The sequence below is a fragment of the Xinfangfangia pollutisoli genome (genome assembly GCF_020179405.1).
In the GTDB taxonomy this organism is placed as follows: Bacteria; Pseudomonadota; Alphaproteobacteria; order Rhodobacterales; family Rhodobacteraceae; genus Pseudogemmobacter; species Pseudogemmobacter pollutisoli.
In genome coordinates, this window is record NZ_JAICBZ010000092.1 from 1 (window position 1) to 14,223 (window position 14,223).

The following is a 14,223-nucleotide window of genomic DNA, read 5'->3' on the forward strand; positions in this document are numbered from 1 at the left end:
TCCGAAGCCGCGGTCTATGACGGGGCCTGGGCGGATTGGGGCCAGCCCGGCGACACGCCGGTCGCCACGGGGAACGCCGCCGCGGCCTGACCGCGCCGCGCCGCGCCACGGCCCCACCGGCCCCCACCGGCCCCCGCCGCCGCCGCCCAGTCCGGCGATCAGTGCTGCGAACCCTGTGCCGGGCGGCCTGCCCGCCCGGCCGCCAAGTCCTTTTGCCTGATGTTGAAAGCCCCGGCATGCCGATCAGACCGTTTTTCGAAACCCTTCTGTCCTGGCGCCTGGTGCTGACGCTGCTGATCGCCGGTCTTGGCGGCTGGGCCTTCCACGCGCTGCGCCTGCCCCTGCCCTGGATGATGGGCGCGATGTGCCTGACCATGCTGGCCGCGATGCTGGGCCTGCCGCTGCGCCGCACCCGTCCGCTGCGCCCGCCCTTCGCCGCGGTGATCGGCGTCACGCTGGGCTCGGCCTTCCAGCCTTCGGTGCTGGGCCAGGGCCAGGCCTGGGCGGTGGTGATGGCGGCAACCGGGCTGGCCACGATCCTGTGCGGGATCGCGGGCTATCAGTATCTGCGCCGGATCGCCGGCTTCGATCCGGTCACCGCCTATTTCGCCGGCATGCCCTCGGGCATTCAGGAGATGACGCTGCAGGGCGGGCTGGCCGGCGGCGATGAACGCCAGATCGCGCTGGTCCACAGCACGCGGATCTTCCTGCTGGTGATGGTCGTGCCGCTGCTTTACGCGGCCAGCTATGGCGTGCGCTCGGCCGGAAGCCCGCTGCTGTCGCATGCGATCACCGAACTTGGCGCGCTGGACTGGCTGTGGCTGGTGTTGGCGGGCGCGATCGGCTGGCCGCTGGGCAAGCGCATCGGCCTGCCCAATGCAGCGATGATCGGGCCCCTGATCCTCAGCGCCGCGCTGCATCTGACCGGCATCGCCACCGCCGCCCCGCCTTCGGTGCTGATCCTGGTCTCGCAGGTGGTGCTGGGCTCGGCCCTGGGTTCGGGCTTTCTGGGCACGCAATGGCGCCTGGTGCGCCATGGCTTTCTGCACGGGCTGGTGCTGGTGCCGATCCTTTGCACGATCTGCGTTCTGGTGGCGATGGCCGCCGCCCCCCTGGCGGGCCTGCCCTGGAGCGTGATCTTCCTGCCGATGGCGCCCGGGGGCGCGGCGGAAATGTCGCTGATCGCGCTGGCGCTGCATGCCGAGGTGGCACTGGTCACCTCAAGCCAGCTGCTGCGGATCCTGATGATCAATCTTGGCGCCACAGCGGTCTTCCGCCTGCTGCGCCGTTCGAAGACGTGACGCATCGGCCGATGCGTCGGACTTTCCCGCGACAACAAAGGAGATGCGGCGATGCTGAACTGGAAAAACTACCGGGGCGAGGTGAAGAAGCGCGTGGGCGAATTCGCGGCCCTCGTGCCCGATGTGATGAAGGGCTATGCGGCACTCGCCTCGGCGGGCGAGAAGGCCCAGCATCTGGACGGCAAAACACGCGAGTTGATCGCGCTGTCGGTTGCCGTCACCACGCGCTGCGACGGCTGCATCGCCAGCCATGTCGAGGCGGCGCTGAAACATGGCTGCACGCGTGAGGAAATCGCCGAGGCGCTGGGGGTTGCCATCGCCCTGAATGCGGGCGCGGCGCTGGTCTATTCGGCCCGCACGCTGGATGCCTTCGACGGGATGTCGGCCGCCTCGTAAGACGCGGCCGACACCGGCCGGGATCGGTTAAAGCGGCGTGCGGATATGGCGGCAATAGCCTTCGTTCGTCTCCAGCCGATCCCGGTAGCGGGCCAGTGCCGGCAGGGGCAGGCTGCTTTCCGGCAGCCGGAACCAGCGATGCACCGAAGGGGCCGCGACGATATCGGCCAGCGACAGCGTCTCGCCGGCCAGGTAGGGCTGCCTGGCCAGCCAGGCGTCCAGCGCCTCGACCGCCTTGATCACCGCGGCCAGATCGGCCTCGGCTTCGGCCTTGCCCGCGGCGCGGGCCTTGCGCAGACGGGTCAGCGGCGGGGTCAGCGAGATCGAGGCCCAGTCCATCCAGCGATCCGCCAGGCTGCGCCCGGCCGGGTCGGCGGGCCACAGCGCATTGGGCTGCCGCCCGGCCAGATAGCGCAGGACCGCATTCGATTCCCACACGACCGTCTCGCCATCCTGCACCACCGGCACCTTGCCGAACGGGTTCAGCGCCAGGAATTCCGGCGTATCGGTGGCGCCAAAGCCCCGGCCGGTCAGGATCAGCTCATAGTCTTCGCCCAATTCGTCCAGCAGCCAGAACACCTTGGCGCTGTTCGAGGAATTGGCGCGTCCATAGACTTTCAACATCTGCTCAGCCCTTCTTTCCTGAAAGCCGCGCCATCAGCGGCGCAAGCGGCGTGTCCGGCCCCAGGGCCAGGAAGGCGGCATAGACATCGGCCGCGCCATCGCCCAGCCGGTCAGCGGCGCAATCGGTGAACTTGTCGCCCAGTTCGGCATCCGACATCGGGTTCAAGGGCCCGCGGCCGAAATTGGTCGAGGCGTGATCGGTGAAGACCCGGCCGTCCTTCATCTCGACCCGGACCTCGCCCAGATAGGCATCGGCCTGTTGGTGACCCACCGAGTGGACGCGCGGCAGAAGCCCCGCGATCTCGGGCGTCAGGAAGCTGGCATCGTCGAAATCCGAAAGGCGGATCCGGCCGGTGGTCAGGGCCTTGGCGGTCAGGAACTGCACGCTGAACTTGGCATCCAGACCCGAGCGCGGCGTGGGCCGGTTGGTATGGGCAAGCCGGCGTTCATGCGTGCTGGTGTCGATCCGGGCGATGGCATCGGGGGCCAGAAGCCCCTCGCGCGCGACGATGCGCATCGCGGCGTCGATGGCGGAATGCGCGCTGCCGCAGCAGGGATGCTGCTTGATCGCGATGCCGGGGCTCAGCACTTCCAGGGGCCCGTCCCAATCCGCCAGGATCGCATCGGCATCATAGGTGCCCGCGCCGTTGAACAGGTTGAAGAAGCCGTAAGTATGTTCAAACGCTTCGGGATTGGCGGTCATGCCGCGCTGGGTGACCAGGGCCGCCATGATGCCGTTATGCGCGGCCTGGCCCACATGCAGGGGTTTCACCGGCGTGCCGAAATTGGATTTCAGACCCGAGGCCATCGACACGGTCACCGCCAGCGCGGTGGTCATCTGGTCTTCGTCCAGATCCAGCATCCGCCCCGCCGCGGCCGTGGCGCCGAAGACGCCCAGCGTGGCGGTCGGGTGCCAGCCCTTCTCGTAATGATGCGGCAGAAGGCCGCGCGCCAGCCGGGTTTCCACCTCGACCCCGGTGACCCAGGCTTCCAGCACCTTGCGCGCCGGCAGGCCATAGGCTTCCGCCAGACCCAGCACCACCGGCACCACCGGCGCCGAGGGGTGGCCGCCCATCGTGGTCGAGCAATCGTCGAAATCCAGCGCATGGGCGGCGGTGCCGTTGATCAGCGCCGCATGCAGGATCGAGGCGCGCTTGCCCCCCCTGCCCCAAAGCGTGACCTGCCCCGGTGCGGCACCGATGGCCAACACGTCTTCCAGCGCATCCAGCGCCGGCGCATCGGCGCCGGCCAGCGCCACGCCGACCGTGTCGGCAAGGGCGCGGCGGCCGATATGCAGCGCCTCTTCGGGCAGGGTGTCGTATCGGATGCCAAGGGCGCGGCGGGCCAGTTCGCGTGCAAAACTCATCTCTCGGGCTCCTTCAGCGGGTCGCGGCTTCGATGGCGGCGGTCAGGTCGGCGGCGCGGGGCAGCGTGTCGAGGCGCATCAGCAGGTCGAACACCGCTTGCGCGCCTTCGGGCGTCAGGCTGGCGCGGGCGCAATCGAGGAACTTCGCCTCCAGCATCTCTTGCGGCAGCGGCACTTCGGGGCCACGGCCCAGGGGGGCGGCCACCGCCTGGCGCAGCACCTGCCCATCGGCCAGCGTCACCACCACTTCGGCGCCGTAATCATTGGCGTCATCGTCATGCGGCTCCATCCGGATCAGGCCCGAGACGCGGGTGACCTCGGGATCCTGCAGCGCCGCATCCTCGAAATGCTCCAGCAGCACCGCGCCGTTGACCAGCCCGCGCGCCACCGCATAGGGCAGCGAGAATTTGGCGTTCAGCGCGCTGGTGGCGGGATTGCGCACATGCGGCAGCAGGCGGCGCGGATGCATGCGCACCAGCACATCGCTGATCTGCGCCGCGCCCTTCAGCGCGCCGTCATGCAGCATGATCGCCGCGTCGATGGCGCCATGAACGCTGTAGACGCAAGGGTATTTCTTGATCGAGATCCCCGGCGCCAGCAGGTCCAGCGGCTCGGCCCAGCCGGTCAGCATCCGCTCGGCCTGGTAATTCCCCGCGCCGTTGAACACTTCCAGGAAGCCCTGCGGATGCTCCAGCGCGACCGGCGCCCCGTTCACGCCCTGCGCCGCCATCATCGCGGCAAACAGCCCGTTGCGCGCGGCGATGCCGGCGTGCATCGGCTTGGTCGAGGTGCCGAAATTCGCCTTCAGCCCCGAAGCAAGCGAGGCCGAGATCGCGATCGCATTGGCGATCTGCTCTTCGTCCAGATCCATCAGCACGCAGGCCGCGACGGCGGCGCCGAAGATGCCCAGCGTGGCGGTCGGGTGCCAGCCCTTCTCGTAATGCTGGAAGTTGACGCCCCGGGCAAAGCGCGTCGCGGCCTCGACACCGATGATATAGGCGTCGGTCACCTGCTTGCCGGTGGCACCGCGCTGTTCGGCCAGGGCCAGAAGGCCCGGAATGATGATCACCGTCGGGTGGCCCGACAGCGATTTCGACGTGTCGTCATAATCCAGCGCATGGCCGGCAGTGCCGTTCACGAAAGCCGCATCCAGCGCGCCCAGCCGCACCTTGCGGCCCAGCACCAGGCACGGGCCCGGCCCGTAGAGATCGGGCATCAGCACGGCATCGGTCGTCTCGGTCGGCGCGCCCAGAAGCGTGCAGCCGATCATGTCGGCAATCGCATTGCGGGCCCATTTCACCGCCTCGGGGTCGAACCCCGCCGGATCAAGCGCGACAACCCGCTTGGCGAGTTCGCGGGACAGAGGCATGGAGGTCATCGGATCACCTTTCGTGCTGCGCGCCCGGGGCGGCGCGGTCGGATTCGGGGCGGGGAGAGGGAAGGGAAGCGGGCTGCATCAAGGCGGTCAGCGCCCGGGTCGAGGGCTGGTCGGCCAGCGCGGCCAGGCCCGCATGCAGCGCATCGGCCTGTGCGGCGGACAGGATCGCGCGGGTGCAATCGTCGAACTTGGCGCGGAACTGCGCTTCGGTCATCGGGTTGGCGGGGCCGCGGCCCATGGCGACGCTGGCGCTGGCCTTCAGCCGGCGGCCATCGGCCAGGGTCACGGTCACATGGCCCAAGGACAGATCGTCCGCGTCATGCGCGCTCAGCCGCACGCGCGCCGCCAGCGCCTTGGTCGCGGCATCGTCCAGCAAGGGCGGCTCGAAATCGGCAAAGCCGACGCGGCCGGCCAGCAGGGCCCGCGCGGTCAGATACTGGGTCGAGAATTTCGCATCCAGCCCGTCGCGCGGCTGCGGCCGGTCGATGTTCTTCAGCCGGCGAGGATGCAGGGCCACCTCGACCGCGGCGATCTCGGCCCCGTCGATATCGTCGCGCAGCGCCGCGGCGGCGTCGATGGCGCAATGGATGAAGGCGCAGCAGGGATATTGCTTGATCGCGATCCCCGGCGCCAGCAGCGCATAATCCTGCCCCCAGCCGTCCAGCGCCGGCGACAGATCGGCCGGCACGCTGCCGTTGAAGGCGGCCATATAGCCGAACTTGTGTTCAAGCGCCGCCGGATTGGCGGTGAAGCCCGCCTGCGCCAGCAAGGCCGCCTGCAGCCCGTTGCGATTGGCCTGCCCCGCATGCAGCGGCTTGGTCATCGTGCCGGAATTGGCCCGCAGCCCTGAAGCGCAAGAGGCGGCAATGCCGATCGCCACCGCCATCTGCGGCGCCTGCAGGTTCAGCAGCCGCCCGCAGGCGACGGCCGCCCCCAGAACGCCGAAGGTCACGGTCGGATGCCAGCCGCGATCGGCATGGGCTGGGTTCGACAGCCGCGCGATGCGGATCTCGGCCTCGACCCCCGCGACATAGGCGGTCAGAAGATCGGCCCCGCTGGCATCCTGCCGGTCGGCCAGCGCCACAAGGGCGGGCACGATCGACACCGACGGGTGGCCGTCCATCTCCAGATTGCAATCGTCGAAATCCAGCGCATGGGCCGCGACGCCGTTGATCTGCGCGGCATCCAGCACATGGGCCCGGCCGGTCTGGCCGATCAGCACCGAGGCGCCCGGCGCCATCGGCAGCACGGCCTGCACCTGCCCCACCACCGCCTCGGACGCCCCGGCCACGGCGCAGGCCAGCGTATCGGCCAGGGCGCGGCTGGCCCAGTGGCGCACGGCGGCGGGAAGATCGTCAAGGCGTAGCGCGGCGGCACGGGCCGCCAGTTCGGGCGTCAAAGACGTCACGCGGGAAGCTCCTTCAAGGCGCGGCCCCCGGCCTTTCGACCGGGGGCGCGGCATCAGTGTTTCAGGATCTGGTCAAGGAAGGCGCGCGTGCGTTCCTCGCGCGGGTTGCCGAAGAATTCTTCGGGCGGCGCCGCCTCGATCTTGCGGCCCTCAGCCATGAAGACGACCTGATCGGCCACGGTGCGGGCAAAGCCCATCTCATGGGTCACGACGATCATCGTCATGCCGCTTTCGGCAAGCTCGATCATCGTATCCAGCACTTCCTTGATCATCTCGGGATCAAGCGCCGAGGTCGGCTCGTCGAAGAGCATGATCTCGGGCTCCATGCACAGGCTGCGCGCGATGGCCACGCGCTGCTGCTGGCCGCCCGACAGTTGCAGCGGATATTTCTGCGCCTGTTCGGGAATGCGCACCTTGCGCAGGAAATGCATCGCCAGCTCTTCAGCGGCGGATTTCTTCATCTGCCGCGTCAGCATCGGCCCGAGCGTCAGGTTTTCCAGAACGGTCAGATGCGGGAACAGATTGAAGTTCTGGAACACCATGCCGATGTTGCGGCGGATCTTGTCGATGTTCTTCACATTGTCGGTCATCTCAAGACCGTTCACGAAGATATCGCCGGACTGATGCACCTCAAGCCGGTTGATGCAGCGGATCAGCGTCGATTTGCCTGACCCCGAAGGGCCGCAAACGACGACGCGTTCGCCTTTCGCCACATCAAGGCTGACCTCGTGCAGGACCTGGAACTGGCCATACCATTTCGAGACGTTTTTCATCTGGATGACCGGCTCGGCGGCCGTGGCGGTTTGGGCGGCGAGCGGGGGGGTGGGGGCGGTCTGGGTCATGGGAAACTCCGGGAAGGGGCGCTAGATGCGGCCCGCAGCGATCCACTTCTCCACCTGCCGCGCGTAACGCGAGAGGGCATAGCCGAAGAAGAGGTAGACGGCGGCGACGAAGAGATAGGCCTCGACATAGAACTTGCGCCAAAGCGGGTCCTGCATGACGGCGGTGGTCGCGGTCAGGATGTCGAAGAGACCGATGATGATCACGAACGAGGTGTTCTTCATCGCCGCGATGATGTGATTGGTGATCGCGGGCAGGCTGATGCGCAGGGCCTGGGGCAGGATGATGCGGGTCGTGGTCTGCCAATAGGTCAGGCTCAGCGAGGTTGCCGCCTCGTATTGCCCGCGCGGGATGGCCTGAAGGCCGCCGCGGATCACCTCGGCCTGATAGCAGGCAAAGAAGATCGCGATCCCCACGGTGATGCGCAGAAGCTTGTTCACCTCGACACCGGCGGGCAGGAACAGCGGGAAGACGTTCACCGCGACGAAAAGGATGGTGATCAGCGGCACGCCACGCAGCGATTCAATGAACACCACCGACACGCCCCGGGCGACCGGCAAGGGCGCGCGCCGGCCCAGGGCCAGAAGCACCGCGATGGGCATGCCGATCAGCACCGTGCCGGTGAACAGAAGCATGGTCAGCGGCAGCCCGCCCCATTCCGAGGTGGGCACATAGCGCAGGCCGAAGACGCCGCCGAACATCAGGATGCCGATCGAGCCCACGGCGAAGATCCACAGCGGCACCAGGAAGCGCAGGTTCCAGCAGCGCGGCCAAAGCGACAGCACCACCGTCGACAGGTAGATCACCATCACCAGCACCAGACGCCAGTGCTGGTCATAGGGATAAAGGCCGAACAGCATCGGCCGGTGCTTTTCCACGATGACGGCCCAGCAGGCGCCGGTGGCGGCGCGGCAGACATCGGGGTCGGTCGTGTAGAAGACGGCGTTCACGACGCCCCAATCCAGCACGAACCACAGCACGCGGATCACCACCGCCGCGACGACCAGCGTCAGCAGCGTCTGCCAGACCGAGCTGAAGAGGTTGGTCTTCAGCCACAGCCCGGCGGACATCCGGGCGTTCGGGTCATAGGCCCGGACCGGCGCCGCAGCTTCTGTTGTTGCAAGGGCCATGGCTCAGCGCTCCTTGATCGCGACGAGGCGGTTGTAGAAATTCATCGCAATGGAGGTGACGAGGCTGACGATCAGATAGACGACCATCATCACCGCGATCGCCTCGACCGCCTGGCCGGTCTGGTTCATCACCGTGTTGCCGATGTTCACCAGATCCGGGTAGCCGATCACGACGGCGATCGAGCTGTTCTTGATCAGGCTGACATATTGGCTGGTCAGCGGCGGCACGATCACCCGCAGCGCCTGCGGCAGAACGACATAGCGCAGGATGAAGCGCGGTCGCAGCGCGATCGACCGGGCGGCTTCCACCTGGCCGCGCGGGGTGGCCTGGATGCCGGCCCGCACGATTTCGGCGATGAAGCCCGAGGAATACAGCGCAATCCCCGCCATCAGTGCCACGAATTCCGGGCTGATCGTGGCGCCGCCACGGAAGTTGAAGCCCTGGCGCTCGGGGAAGCTCAGCTCATGCGGGGCGCCGAAGGCCAGCCAGGTCAGCAGGGGCAGACCCAGGATCAGCCCGACCGAGGGCCAGAGCATGTCGATATAGCGCCCGGTCGCCTCACGGTGGCGGCGCGCCAGGCGGGCGGCGATCAGCGCCGCGACGATGCCGATCCCCAGCGCGGCCAGCATCCAGGCATGCGCCGGATCGGCGACGGGCAGCAGGAAGGTCAGCCCGCGGTTCGACAGGAAGCCCAGGCCCCACAGCTCCAGCGCCTGGCGCGGCGCGGGAAGGTTGCGGATCACCGCAGCCCAGAAGATCACCTGCAGGATGACCGGAATGTTGCGGACGATTTCCACATAGGTCAGCGCGATGCGTTGCAGCAGCCAGTTGCTGGACACCCGCATGATGCCGATGGAAAATCCGATCACCGTCGCCACGACGATGCCGGCGGCCGAGACGGACAGCGTGTTCATCAGCCCGACCAGCAGCGCCCGGCCATAGGTATCGCGCGAGGAATAGCTGATCAGCGTCTCGCCGATCTCGAATTGCGAGACTTCCTTCAGGAAGCCAAAGCCGGTGGCGATGTTCTGCCGGCTCAGGTTCTCGACCACGTTCTGGTAGAGATAGAAGCCCAGCAGCACGACGGCCCCGGCCAGCGCGATCTGGTAGATCACGGTGCGGAAGAATTCGCTGTAGATGAGGTCTTTCAGGCGACGCGCCGGCGGCTTGGCCGCGCGGCCCGGAGTGGCATCGGTCATGTCTTGGTCCCGGCAATGGCGAAGGCGGCATCCCCTCCGCAGCGGGCAGACCACTGCGGAGGGAACGGGCGAAGTCGGCGCTGCGCTTATTGCATCGGGAAGCCGTAAAGCAGCCCGCCCTCGGTCCACAGCGCGTTCTGGTCACGGTCCAGCGCCACCGGGCTTTCCGGGCCGAAATGGCGCATGTAGATGTCTTCGTAACTGCCGACCTGCTTGACGATGGCATAGACCCAGGTGTTGTCGACGCCCAGCTTGGTGCCATTGTCGCCGATCACGCCCAGAAGCGTCTGGATATCGGGATCGTCCGAGGCCTTCATCTCGTCGACATTGGCCTGGGTCAAGCCCAGTTCCTCGGCGTTGAAGGTCGCGTAGGTGACCCATTTCACCAGGTCATACCACTGGTCGTCGCCCTGACGGACGGCCATGGCCAGCGGCTCTTTGGAATAGATCCCCGGCAGCATCATGTGATCGTCGGGATTTTCGGTGTCAAAGGCGCGCACGCCCGGAAGGGCCGCCTTGTCCTTGGTCAGCGCATCGCAGCGGCCGGTGACATAGGCGTCGACCAGCTGCTTGTTGTTCTCGATCACGACCGGCGTATAGGTCAGGCCGCGGGCGGCGAAGATCTGCGCCACATTGCGTTCGGTGGTCGAGCCGGGCGCCATGCAGATCGCCGCGCCGTCCAGATCCTCGACCTTCTCGATCCCGTCGGCCTTGCGCACCAGGAAGCCCGTGCCGGTGTAGAAGATCGGCGGCGCGAAGTTCAGACCCAGCGCCGTGTCGCGGCTGAGCGTGGCGGTCACGTTGCGGGCCAGCACGTCCACTTCGCCCGACTGGATCGCCGGGAAGCGCTGCTGCGAGGACAGGGCCACGAAGCGCACCTTCGAGGCGTCGCCGAAGATCGCCGCCGCGATGGCGTGGCAGAAGTCGACCTCGAAGCCGCTCCAGTTGCCCTGGCTGTCGGGCGCGGCAAAGCCGTGGCGCGCCGGATGCACGCCGCACAGCAGCTCGCCCCGCGCCTTCACCGCCGCCAGCGTATCGCCGGAATTCGCCTCGACGGCGGTCGCGCCCACCAGGCCCAGCGTCAGCGCCGCAACGGCGCCCAGACCCGAAAGATTCGTCAGTCGCATGTTTTCCCTCTCTGTCTCCCGGGCCTTTTCAATCATCAGGTTGACGCCCGCTGAACTACTGTATACATATGTTTTACACTGCATGCAATAGAGTGCTGATCCAGCGAGGATGCCGGGAATGAGCAATGAGAATCTGGGGTTTGAGACGCGGCTGCTTCATGCCGGCCGCGACCCGGCCGCGCAGAACGGGGCGGTGAACACGCCCGTCTATCGGGCGTCGACGATCCTTTTCCCGAATCTCGCCGCGCTTGAGGCGAAGGAAGGCGCGAAGCTGCGCTATGCCCGCCGCGGCACGCCCACGACCCATGCGCTGGAAGATGCGATCTGCGAGCTGGAAGGCGCCGACCGCGCCCTGGTGGCGCCCTCGGGCGTGAATGCGATCAGCACCATTCTGATGGCCTTCGCCGAACCCGGCGCACATATCCTGATGTCGGACAGCAGCTATGGCCCGGCGCGGAAATTCTGCGAATTCACGCTGAAGAAGTTCGGCGTCGAGACCAGCTATTACGATCCGACGATCGGCGCCGGGATCGAAAGCCTGATCCGCCCCGAGACAAGGCTGATCTGGATGGAATCGCCCGGCTCGCAGACCTTCGAAGTGCAGGACGTGACCGCGATCTGCGCCATCGCCCGCCAGCGCGGCATCACCACCGCGATCGACAACACCTGGAGCGGCGGCTATTTCTGCCAGCCGATCCGCCAGGGCGCCGATATCTCGGTGCAGGCGGGCACGAAATACATTGCCGGCCATTCCGACCTGATGCTGGGCACCATTGCCTGCCGGGCCGAGGTCTATGACCGGCTGCGCGAAACCTATCTGCGCTTCGGCGTCTGCATCGGCGGCGACGACGCGTTTCTGGCGCTGCGCGGCCTGCGGACGCTGCCGGTGCGGATGGCGCAGCACCACAAGAGCGGCCTTCAGGTCGCGAACTGGCTGCTGCAGCAGCCCGAAGTGCTGCGGGTGATGCATCCGGGCCTGCCCGGCGATCCGGGCCATGCGCTGTGGAAGCAGCATTTCACCGGCGCCTCGGGCCTGTTCGGCTTTGTCATCACCCAGCCCGACCGCCCTGCCCTGGGCCGGATGTTCGACGGGTTGAAACTGTTCGGCATGGGCTCCAGCTGGGGCGGGTTCGAAAGCCTGCTCGTGCCCGCGAACCCCTCGGTCTATCGCAGCGCCACGCAATGGGCGCCGGGCGGGCAGACGGTGCGCATCCATGTGGGCCTGGAAGATCCCGAGGATCTGATCGACGAGCTGCGCCAGGGATTCGACCGGCTGGCAGGCTGATCGGATGCGGAAAGGGTGCGGATCGGGCGCGACTGCCGTTTTCCGCGCCCTTTCCGCGCCAAGCCGCGCCCGGCCGCGCCAGGGGGGCCGGCCCGTGCCGGCCCAGGCCGGCCTCGGCGCTGGCGCGCGACGCGGGACATTTGTATACATATGCTGAACCAGATGCCCCCGCCGCCCCGGTCCGGGCCGGCAGTGACGTGAAAGGGCCAGGCACAGGCATGAAGCATGACGGCGAAGCGACAGAGGCCCGGCGGACGCCGCTGGACCATATCATGGGGCTGATCGAGCAGGGCGAGCTGCGCCCCGGCAGCCGCCTGACCGAGGTCGATCTCGCGCAGCGCCTGGGCATCAGCCGCACCCCCGTGCGCGAGGCGCTGCACCGGCTGCATGCGATGGGTCTGGCCGATCACGGGCCGCAGCGCGGGCTGATCGTCGCCCATATCGGCTATGACCAGCTGCGCCAGCTGTTCGCCGTGCGCGAGGGGCTGGAAGGCATGGCCACGCGGCTTGCGGCCGAACATGCGTCGCGCGCGGAAGTGGCGCTTCTGCGCGAAATGGTTGCGGCCGACCGGCTGCTGACCGATCCGGTCCGGCTGCTGGACCGCAACAAGATGTTGCACCGGCTGATCGTTCAGGCCTCGCATAACAGCTTCATGATCGACGCGCTCAGCAATCTGCGTGTGCATCTGAGCCTGCTGTCGGGGTCAACCTATGCCATCCCCGAGCGGATCGAGGCCGCCCAGGCCGAGCATGAAGAGATCGTCGCCGCGATTGCCGAAGGCAATGGCGACCGCGCCGAACGGGCGGCAAGGCGGCATATCCTGTCGGGCTATCAGGTCCGGCTGAAGATGCTGGCCGAAGCCGGCCAGGGCTAAGCGCCCAGGGCGCTCAGCCCGGCCCGTGCGGCGGCCTGCGGCCCCTGCCCTGCCCCCGCCTAATCGCCGATCCGGCGGAAGTCGTAGACGGCGAAGCTGCGGCAATCGGCCATGCCGGCGGCTTCCATCACCGCTTTATTGCCTCCCTGTGCCGCCAGCCGCAACCGCAGGGTGGCTGTCGCGCGGTCGGGGGTGACCAGCCGGGCGGTCAGGCCGCTGGTGATTGTCAGCATGTCGTTTTGCGGCACGCGCAGCCGGCCGGTGAAACTGCCCGGCCCCTGTTCCCGCCAGTCGACCACATCTCCCGTCTCGCCCGCCGCCAGCTTCTGCGGATGGAAGCGCCCGTCCCAGTCGATCTGCTGGCGCATCTCCATCCCGGCGGCGATGGCCGGCACCATCTCGGCCACCATCGGATGGCAGCCCTGCATCGACTGCACCCGCACCGAGCCCTGCCACAGCCCGTCGCGCGGCAGGACAGGGTCGAACAGCGCCATCTCGCAGCGCCCGGTTCCGCCGGCCTGGCGATGCACCTCATCGGGTGACAGGGGCGACAGATGGGCCGCGCCGTCCATCATCACATAGGTGCCCTTCACCGCTTCGGGCGGCAGGTCCTGCCCGGTCAGGAAGGACACCGTCTCAAGGTCGAAATCCGACAGCGCACAGCGGCAGCCCTGCCCGGCGCTGCACTTGGCCACGACCAGCTTCTCGCCCCCGCCTTGCTGGGCCAGCGCCAGGCTGGGCAGCAGCGAAAGGCTGGGCAGCAGCGCCATCAGCGCCGCGATCAGGATCTTCTGCATCAGCGCTCTCCTTCGGGGGCGGCCAGTTGCGGGGCAAGAAGTTCAAGCGGATCAAAGCCTTCCGGCAGGGTCAGCGGGATTTCCCGCGCCACCCCCGCCGGATCGCCCCCGCCTGCCGAGGGGATATCGGCCGGCGGGGGGACGGCTGCGGCGACCCGGTCCAGGGTCACGCGCAGGATCTGATAGGCCTGCAGATCGGCGCCCGACAGATCGGCGCCGCGGCACAGAAGCCCCGGCCCGACCGCCTCGCAGGGGCCCAGCATCGCATCCCATTGCCGCGGGTTCAGCGCCACCTGGCGCGCGGCCCCGCCCGGGCCCAGCGGCTGGAAGGCGGCGAAGACCTCGCCCGCCACGCCGGCCGCGGTTTCCATCACGAAAGCCTCTTCCATGCCCCAGCCCGGCGGCAGGCCGACGCGCAGGCCGGCCGCCTCATCGGTGATCAGACAGATCGGCCCGCCTTCGGGGCAAAGCCGCTGCAGCGGCGCGCCATCGCCCG

At 67.8% G+C, this 14,223-nt stretch carries 14 protein-coding genes; 4 read left to right on the plus strand and 10 right to left on the minus strand.

The window, feature by feature from the left end:
• Positions 1-236: 236 nt before the first annotated feature.
• Complete coding sequence (locus K1Y73_RS18760) at positions 237-1,301, plus strand: AbrB family transcriptional regulator (protein ID WP_225029837.1); 1,065 nt, start codon at positions 237-239, stop codon at positions 1,299-1,301.
• 51 nt (positions 1,302-1,352) lie between these two features.
• Positions 1,353-1,697, plus strand: a complete 345-nt coding sequence (locus K1Y73_RS18765; protein WP_225029838.1) for a carboxymuconolactone decarboxylase family protein — start codon at positions 1,353-1,355, stop codon at positions 1,695-1,697.
• Positions 1,698-1,724: 27 nt separating this feature from the next.
• Here the strand turns inward: K1Y73_RS18765 and K1Y73_RS18770 are convergent, their stop codons facing one another.
• The 8 genes from K1Y73_RS18770 to K1Y73_RS18805 form a co-directional block, all read right to left on the minus strand.
• Positions 1,725-2,321, minus strand: a complete 597-nt coding sequence (locus K1Y73_RS18770; protein ID WP_225029839.1) for a glutathione S-transferase family protein — start codon at positions 2,319-2,321, stop codon at positions 1,725-1,727.
• Between the two features lie 4 nt (positions 2,322-2,325).
• The gene (locus K1Y73_RS18775; RefSeq protein WP_225029840.1) at positions 2,326-3,687 is read right to left on the minus strand and encodes an MmgE/PrpD family protein; all 1,362 of its coding nucleotides are present in this window, start codon (positions 3,685-3,687) and stop codon (positions 2,326-2,328) included.
• A gap of 13 nt (positions 3,688-3,700) precedes the next feature.
• Positions 3,701-5,065: an MmgE/PrpD family protein gene (locus K1Y73_RS18780; RefSeq protein WP_225029841.1), complete on the minus strand. Its 1,365-nt coding sequence runs from the start codon at positions 5,063-5,065 to the stop codon at positions 3,701-3,703.
• A 4-nt stretch (positions 5,066-5,069) separates the two neighbouring features.
• The gene (locus K1Y73_RS18785) at positions 5,070-6,473 is read right to left on the minus strand and encodes an MmgE/PrpD family protein (protein WP_225029842.1); all 1,404 of its coding nucleotides are present in this window, start codon (positions 6,471-6,473) and stop codon (positions 5,070-5,072) included.
• 53 nt (positions 6,474-6,526) lie between these two features.
• On the minus strand, positions 6,527-7,315 hold the full coding sequence (locus tag K1Y73_RS18790; RefSeq protein ID WP_404819106.1) for an amino acid ABC transporter ATP-binding protein: 789 nt from the start codon (positions 7,313-7,315) through the stop codon (positions 6,527-6,529).
• A gap of 21 nt (positions 7,316-7,336) precedes the next feature.
• Positions 7,337-8,443 (minus strand): amino acid ABC transporter permease, encoded by a 1,107-nt coding sequence (locus K1Y73_RS18795; protein WP_225029843.1) that lies wholly within the window; start codon positions 8,441-8,443, stop codon positions 7,337-7,339.
• Between the two features lie 3 nt (positions 8,444-8,446).
• Positions 8,447-9,643 carry an amino acid ABC transporter permease gene (locus tag K1Y73_RS18800; RefSeq protein ID WP_225029844.1) on the minus strand — a complete coding sequence of 399 codons (1,197 nt, stop codon included), beginning with the start codon at positions 9,641-9,643 and terminating at the stop codon, positions 8,447-8,449.
• 86 nt (positions 9,644-9,729) lie between these two features.
• Complete coding sequence (locus K1Y73_RS18805; protein WP_225029845.1) at positions 9,730-10,770, minus strand: amino acid ABC transporter substrate-binding protein; 1,041 nt, start codon at positions 10,768-10,770, stop codon at positions 9,730-9,732.
• A gap of 118 nt (positions 10,771-10,888) precedes the next feature.
• Between K1Y73_RS18805 and metC the strand changes: the two genes are divergently transcribed.
• Positions 10,889-12,055, plus strand: a complete 1,167-nt coding sequence (metC, locus tag K1Y73_RS18810; RefSeq protein ID WP_225029846.1) for a cystathionine beta-lyase — start codon at positions 10,889-10,891, stop codon at positions 12,053-12,055.
• A 218-nt stretch (positions 12,056-12,273) separates the two neighbouring features.
• Positions 12,274-12,930, plus strand: a complete 657-nt coding sequence (locus K1Y73_RS18815; RefSeq protein WP_225029847.1) for a GntR family transcriptional regulator — start codon at positions 12,274-12,276, stop codon at positions 12,928-12,930.
• Positions 12,931-12,989: 59 nt separating this feature from the next.
• Here the strand turns inward: K1Y73_RS18815 and K1Y73_RS18820 are convergent, their stop codons facing one another.
• Both K1Y73_RS18820 and K1Y73_RS18825 read right to left on the minus strand, forming a co-directional pair.
• Positions 12,990-13,727: a hypothetical protein gene (locus K1Y73_RS18820; RefSeq protein WP_225029848.1), complete on the minus strand. Its 738-nt coding sequence runs from the start codon at positions 13,725-13,727 to the stop codon at positions 12,990-12,992.
• Positions 13,727-14,223 (minus strand): hypothetical protein (locus K1Y73_RS18825; RefSeq protein WP_225029849.1); only part of this gene is annotated, 497 nt, incomplete at its 5' end. The genes K1Y73_RS18820 and K1Y73_RS18825, both read right to left, overlap by 1 nt.

Coding starts and splice junctions, on each gene's coding strand:
- K1Y73_RS18805 (WP_225029845.1), bottom strand. CDS start 10,770: ATGCGACTGACGAATCTTTCGGGTCTGGGCGCCGTTGCGGCGCTGACG.
- K1Y73_RS18820 (WP_225029848.1), bottom strand. CDS start 13,727: ATGCAGAAGATCCTGATCGCGGCGCTGATGGCGCTGCTGCCCAGCCTT.
- K1Y73_RS18765 (WP_225029838.1), top strand. CDS start 1,353: ATGCTGAACTGGAAAAACTACCGGGGCGAGGTGAAGAAGCGCGTGGGC.
- K1Y73_RS18775 (WP_225029840.1), bottom strand. CDS start 3,687: ATGAGTTTTGCACGCGAACTGGCCCGCCGCGCCCTTGGCATCCGATAC.
- K1Y73_RS18815 (WP_225029847.1), top strand. CDS start 12,274: ATGAAGCATGACGGCGAAGCGACAGAGGCCCGGCGGACGCCGCTGGAC.
- K1Y73_RS18790 (WP_404819106.1), bottom strand. CDS start 7,315: ATGACCCAGACCGCCCCCACCCCCCCGCTCGCCGCCCAAACCGCCACG.
- K1Y73_RS18760 (WP_225029837.1), top strand. CDS start 237: ATGCCGATCAGACCGTTTTTCGAAACCCTTCTGTCCTGGCGCCTGGTG.
- K1Y73_RS18780 (WP_225029841.1), bottom strand. CDS start 5,065: ATGACCTCCATGCCTCTGTCCCGCGAACTCGCCAAGCGGGTTGTCGCG.
- K1Y73_RS18800 (WP_225029844.1), bottom strand. CDS start 9,643: ATGACCGATGCCACTCCGGGCCGCGCGGCCAAGCCGCCGGCGCGTCGC.
- K1Y73_RS18770 (WP_225029839.1), bottom strand. CDS start 2,321: ATGTTGAAAGTCTATGGACGCGCCAATTCCTCGAACAGCGCCAAGGTG.
- K1Y73_RS18795 (WP_225029843.1), bottom strand. CDS start 8,443: ATGGCCCTTGCAACAACAGAAGCTGCGGCGCCGGTCCGGGCCTATGAC.
- metC (WP_225029846.1), top strand. CDS start 10,889: ATGAGCAATGAGAATCTGGGGTTTGAGACGCGGCTGCTTCATGCCGGC.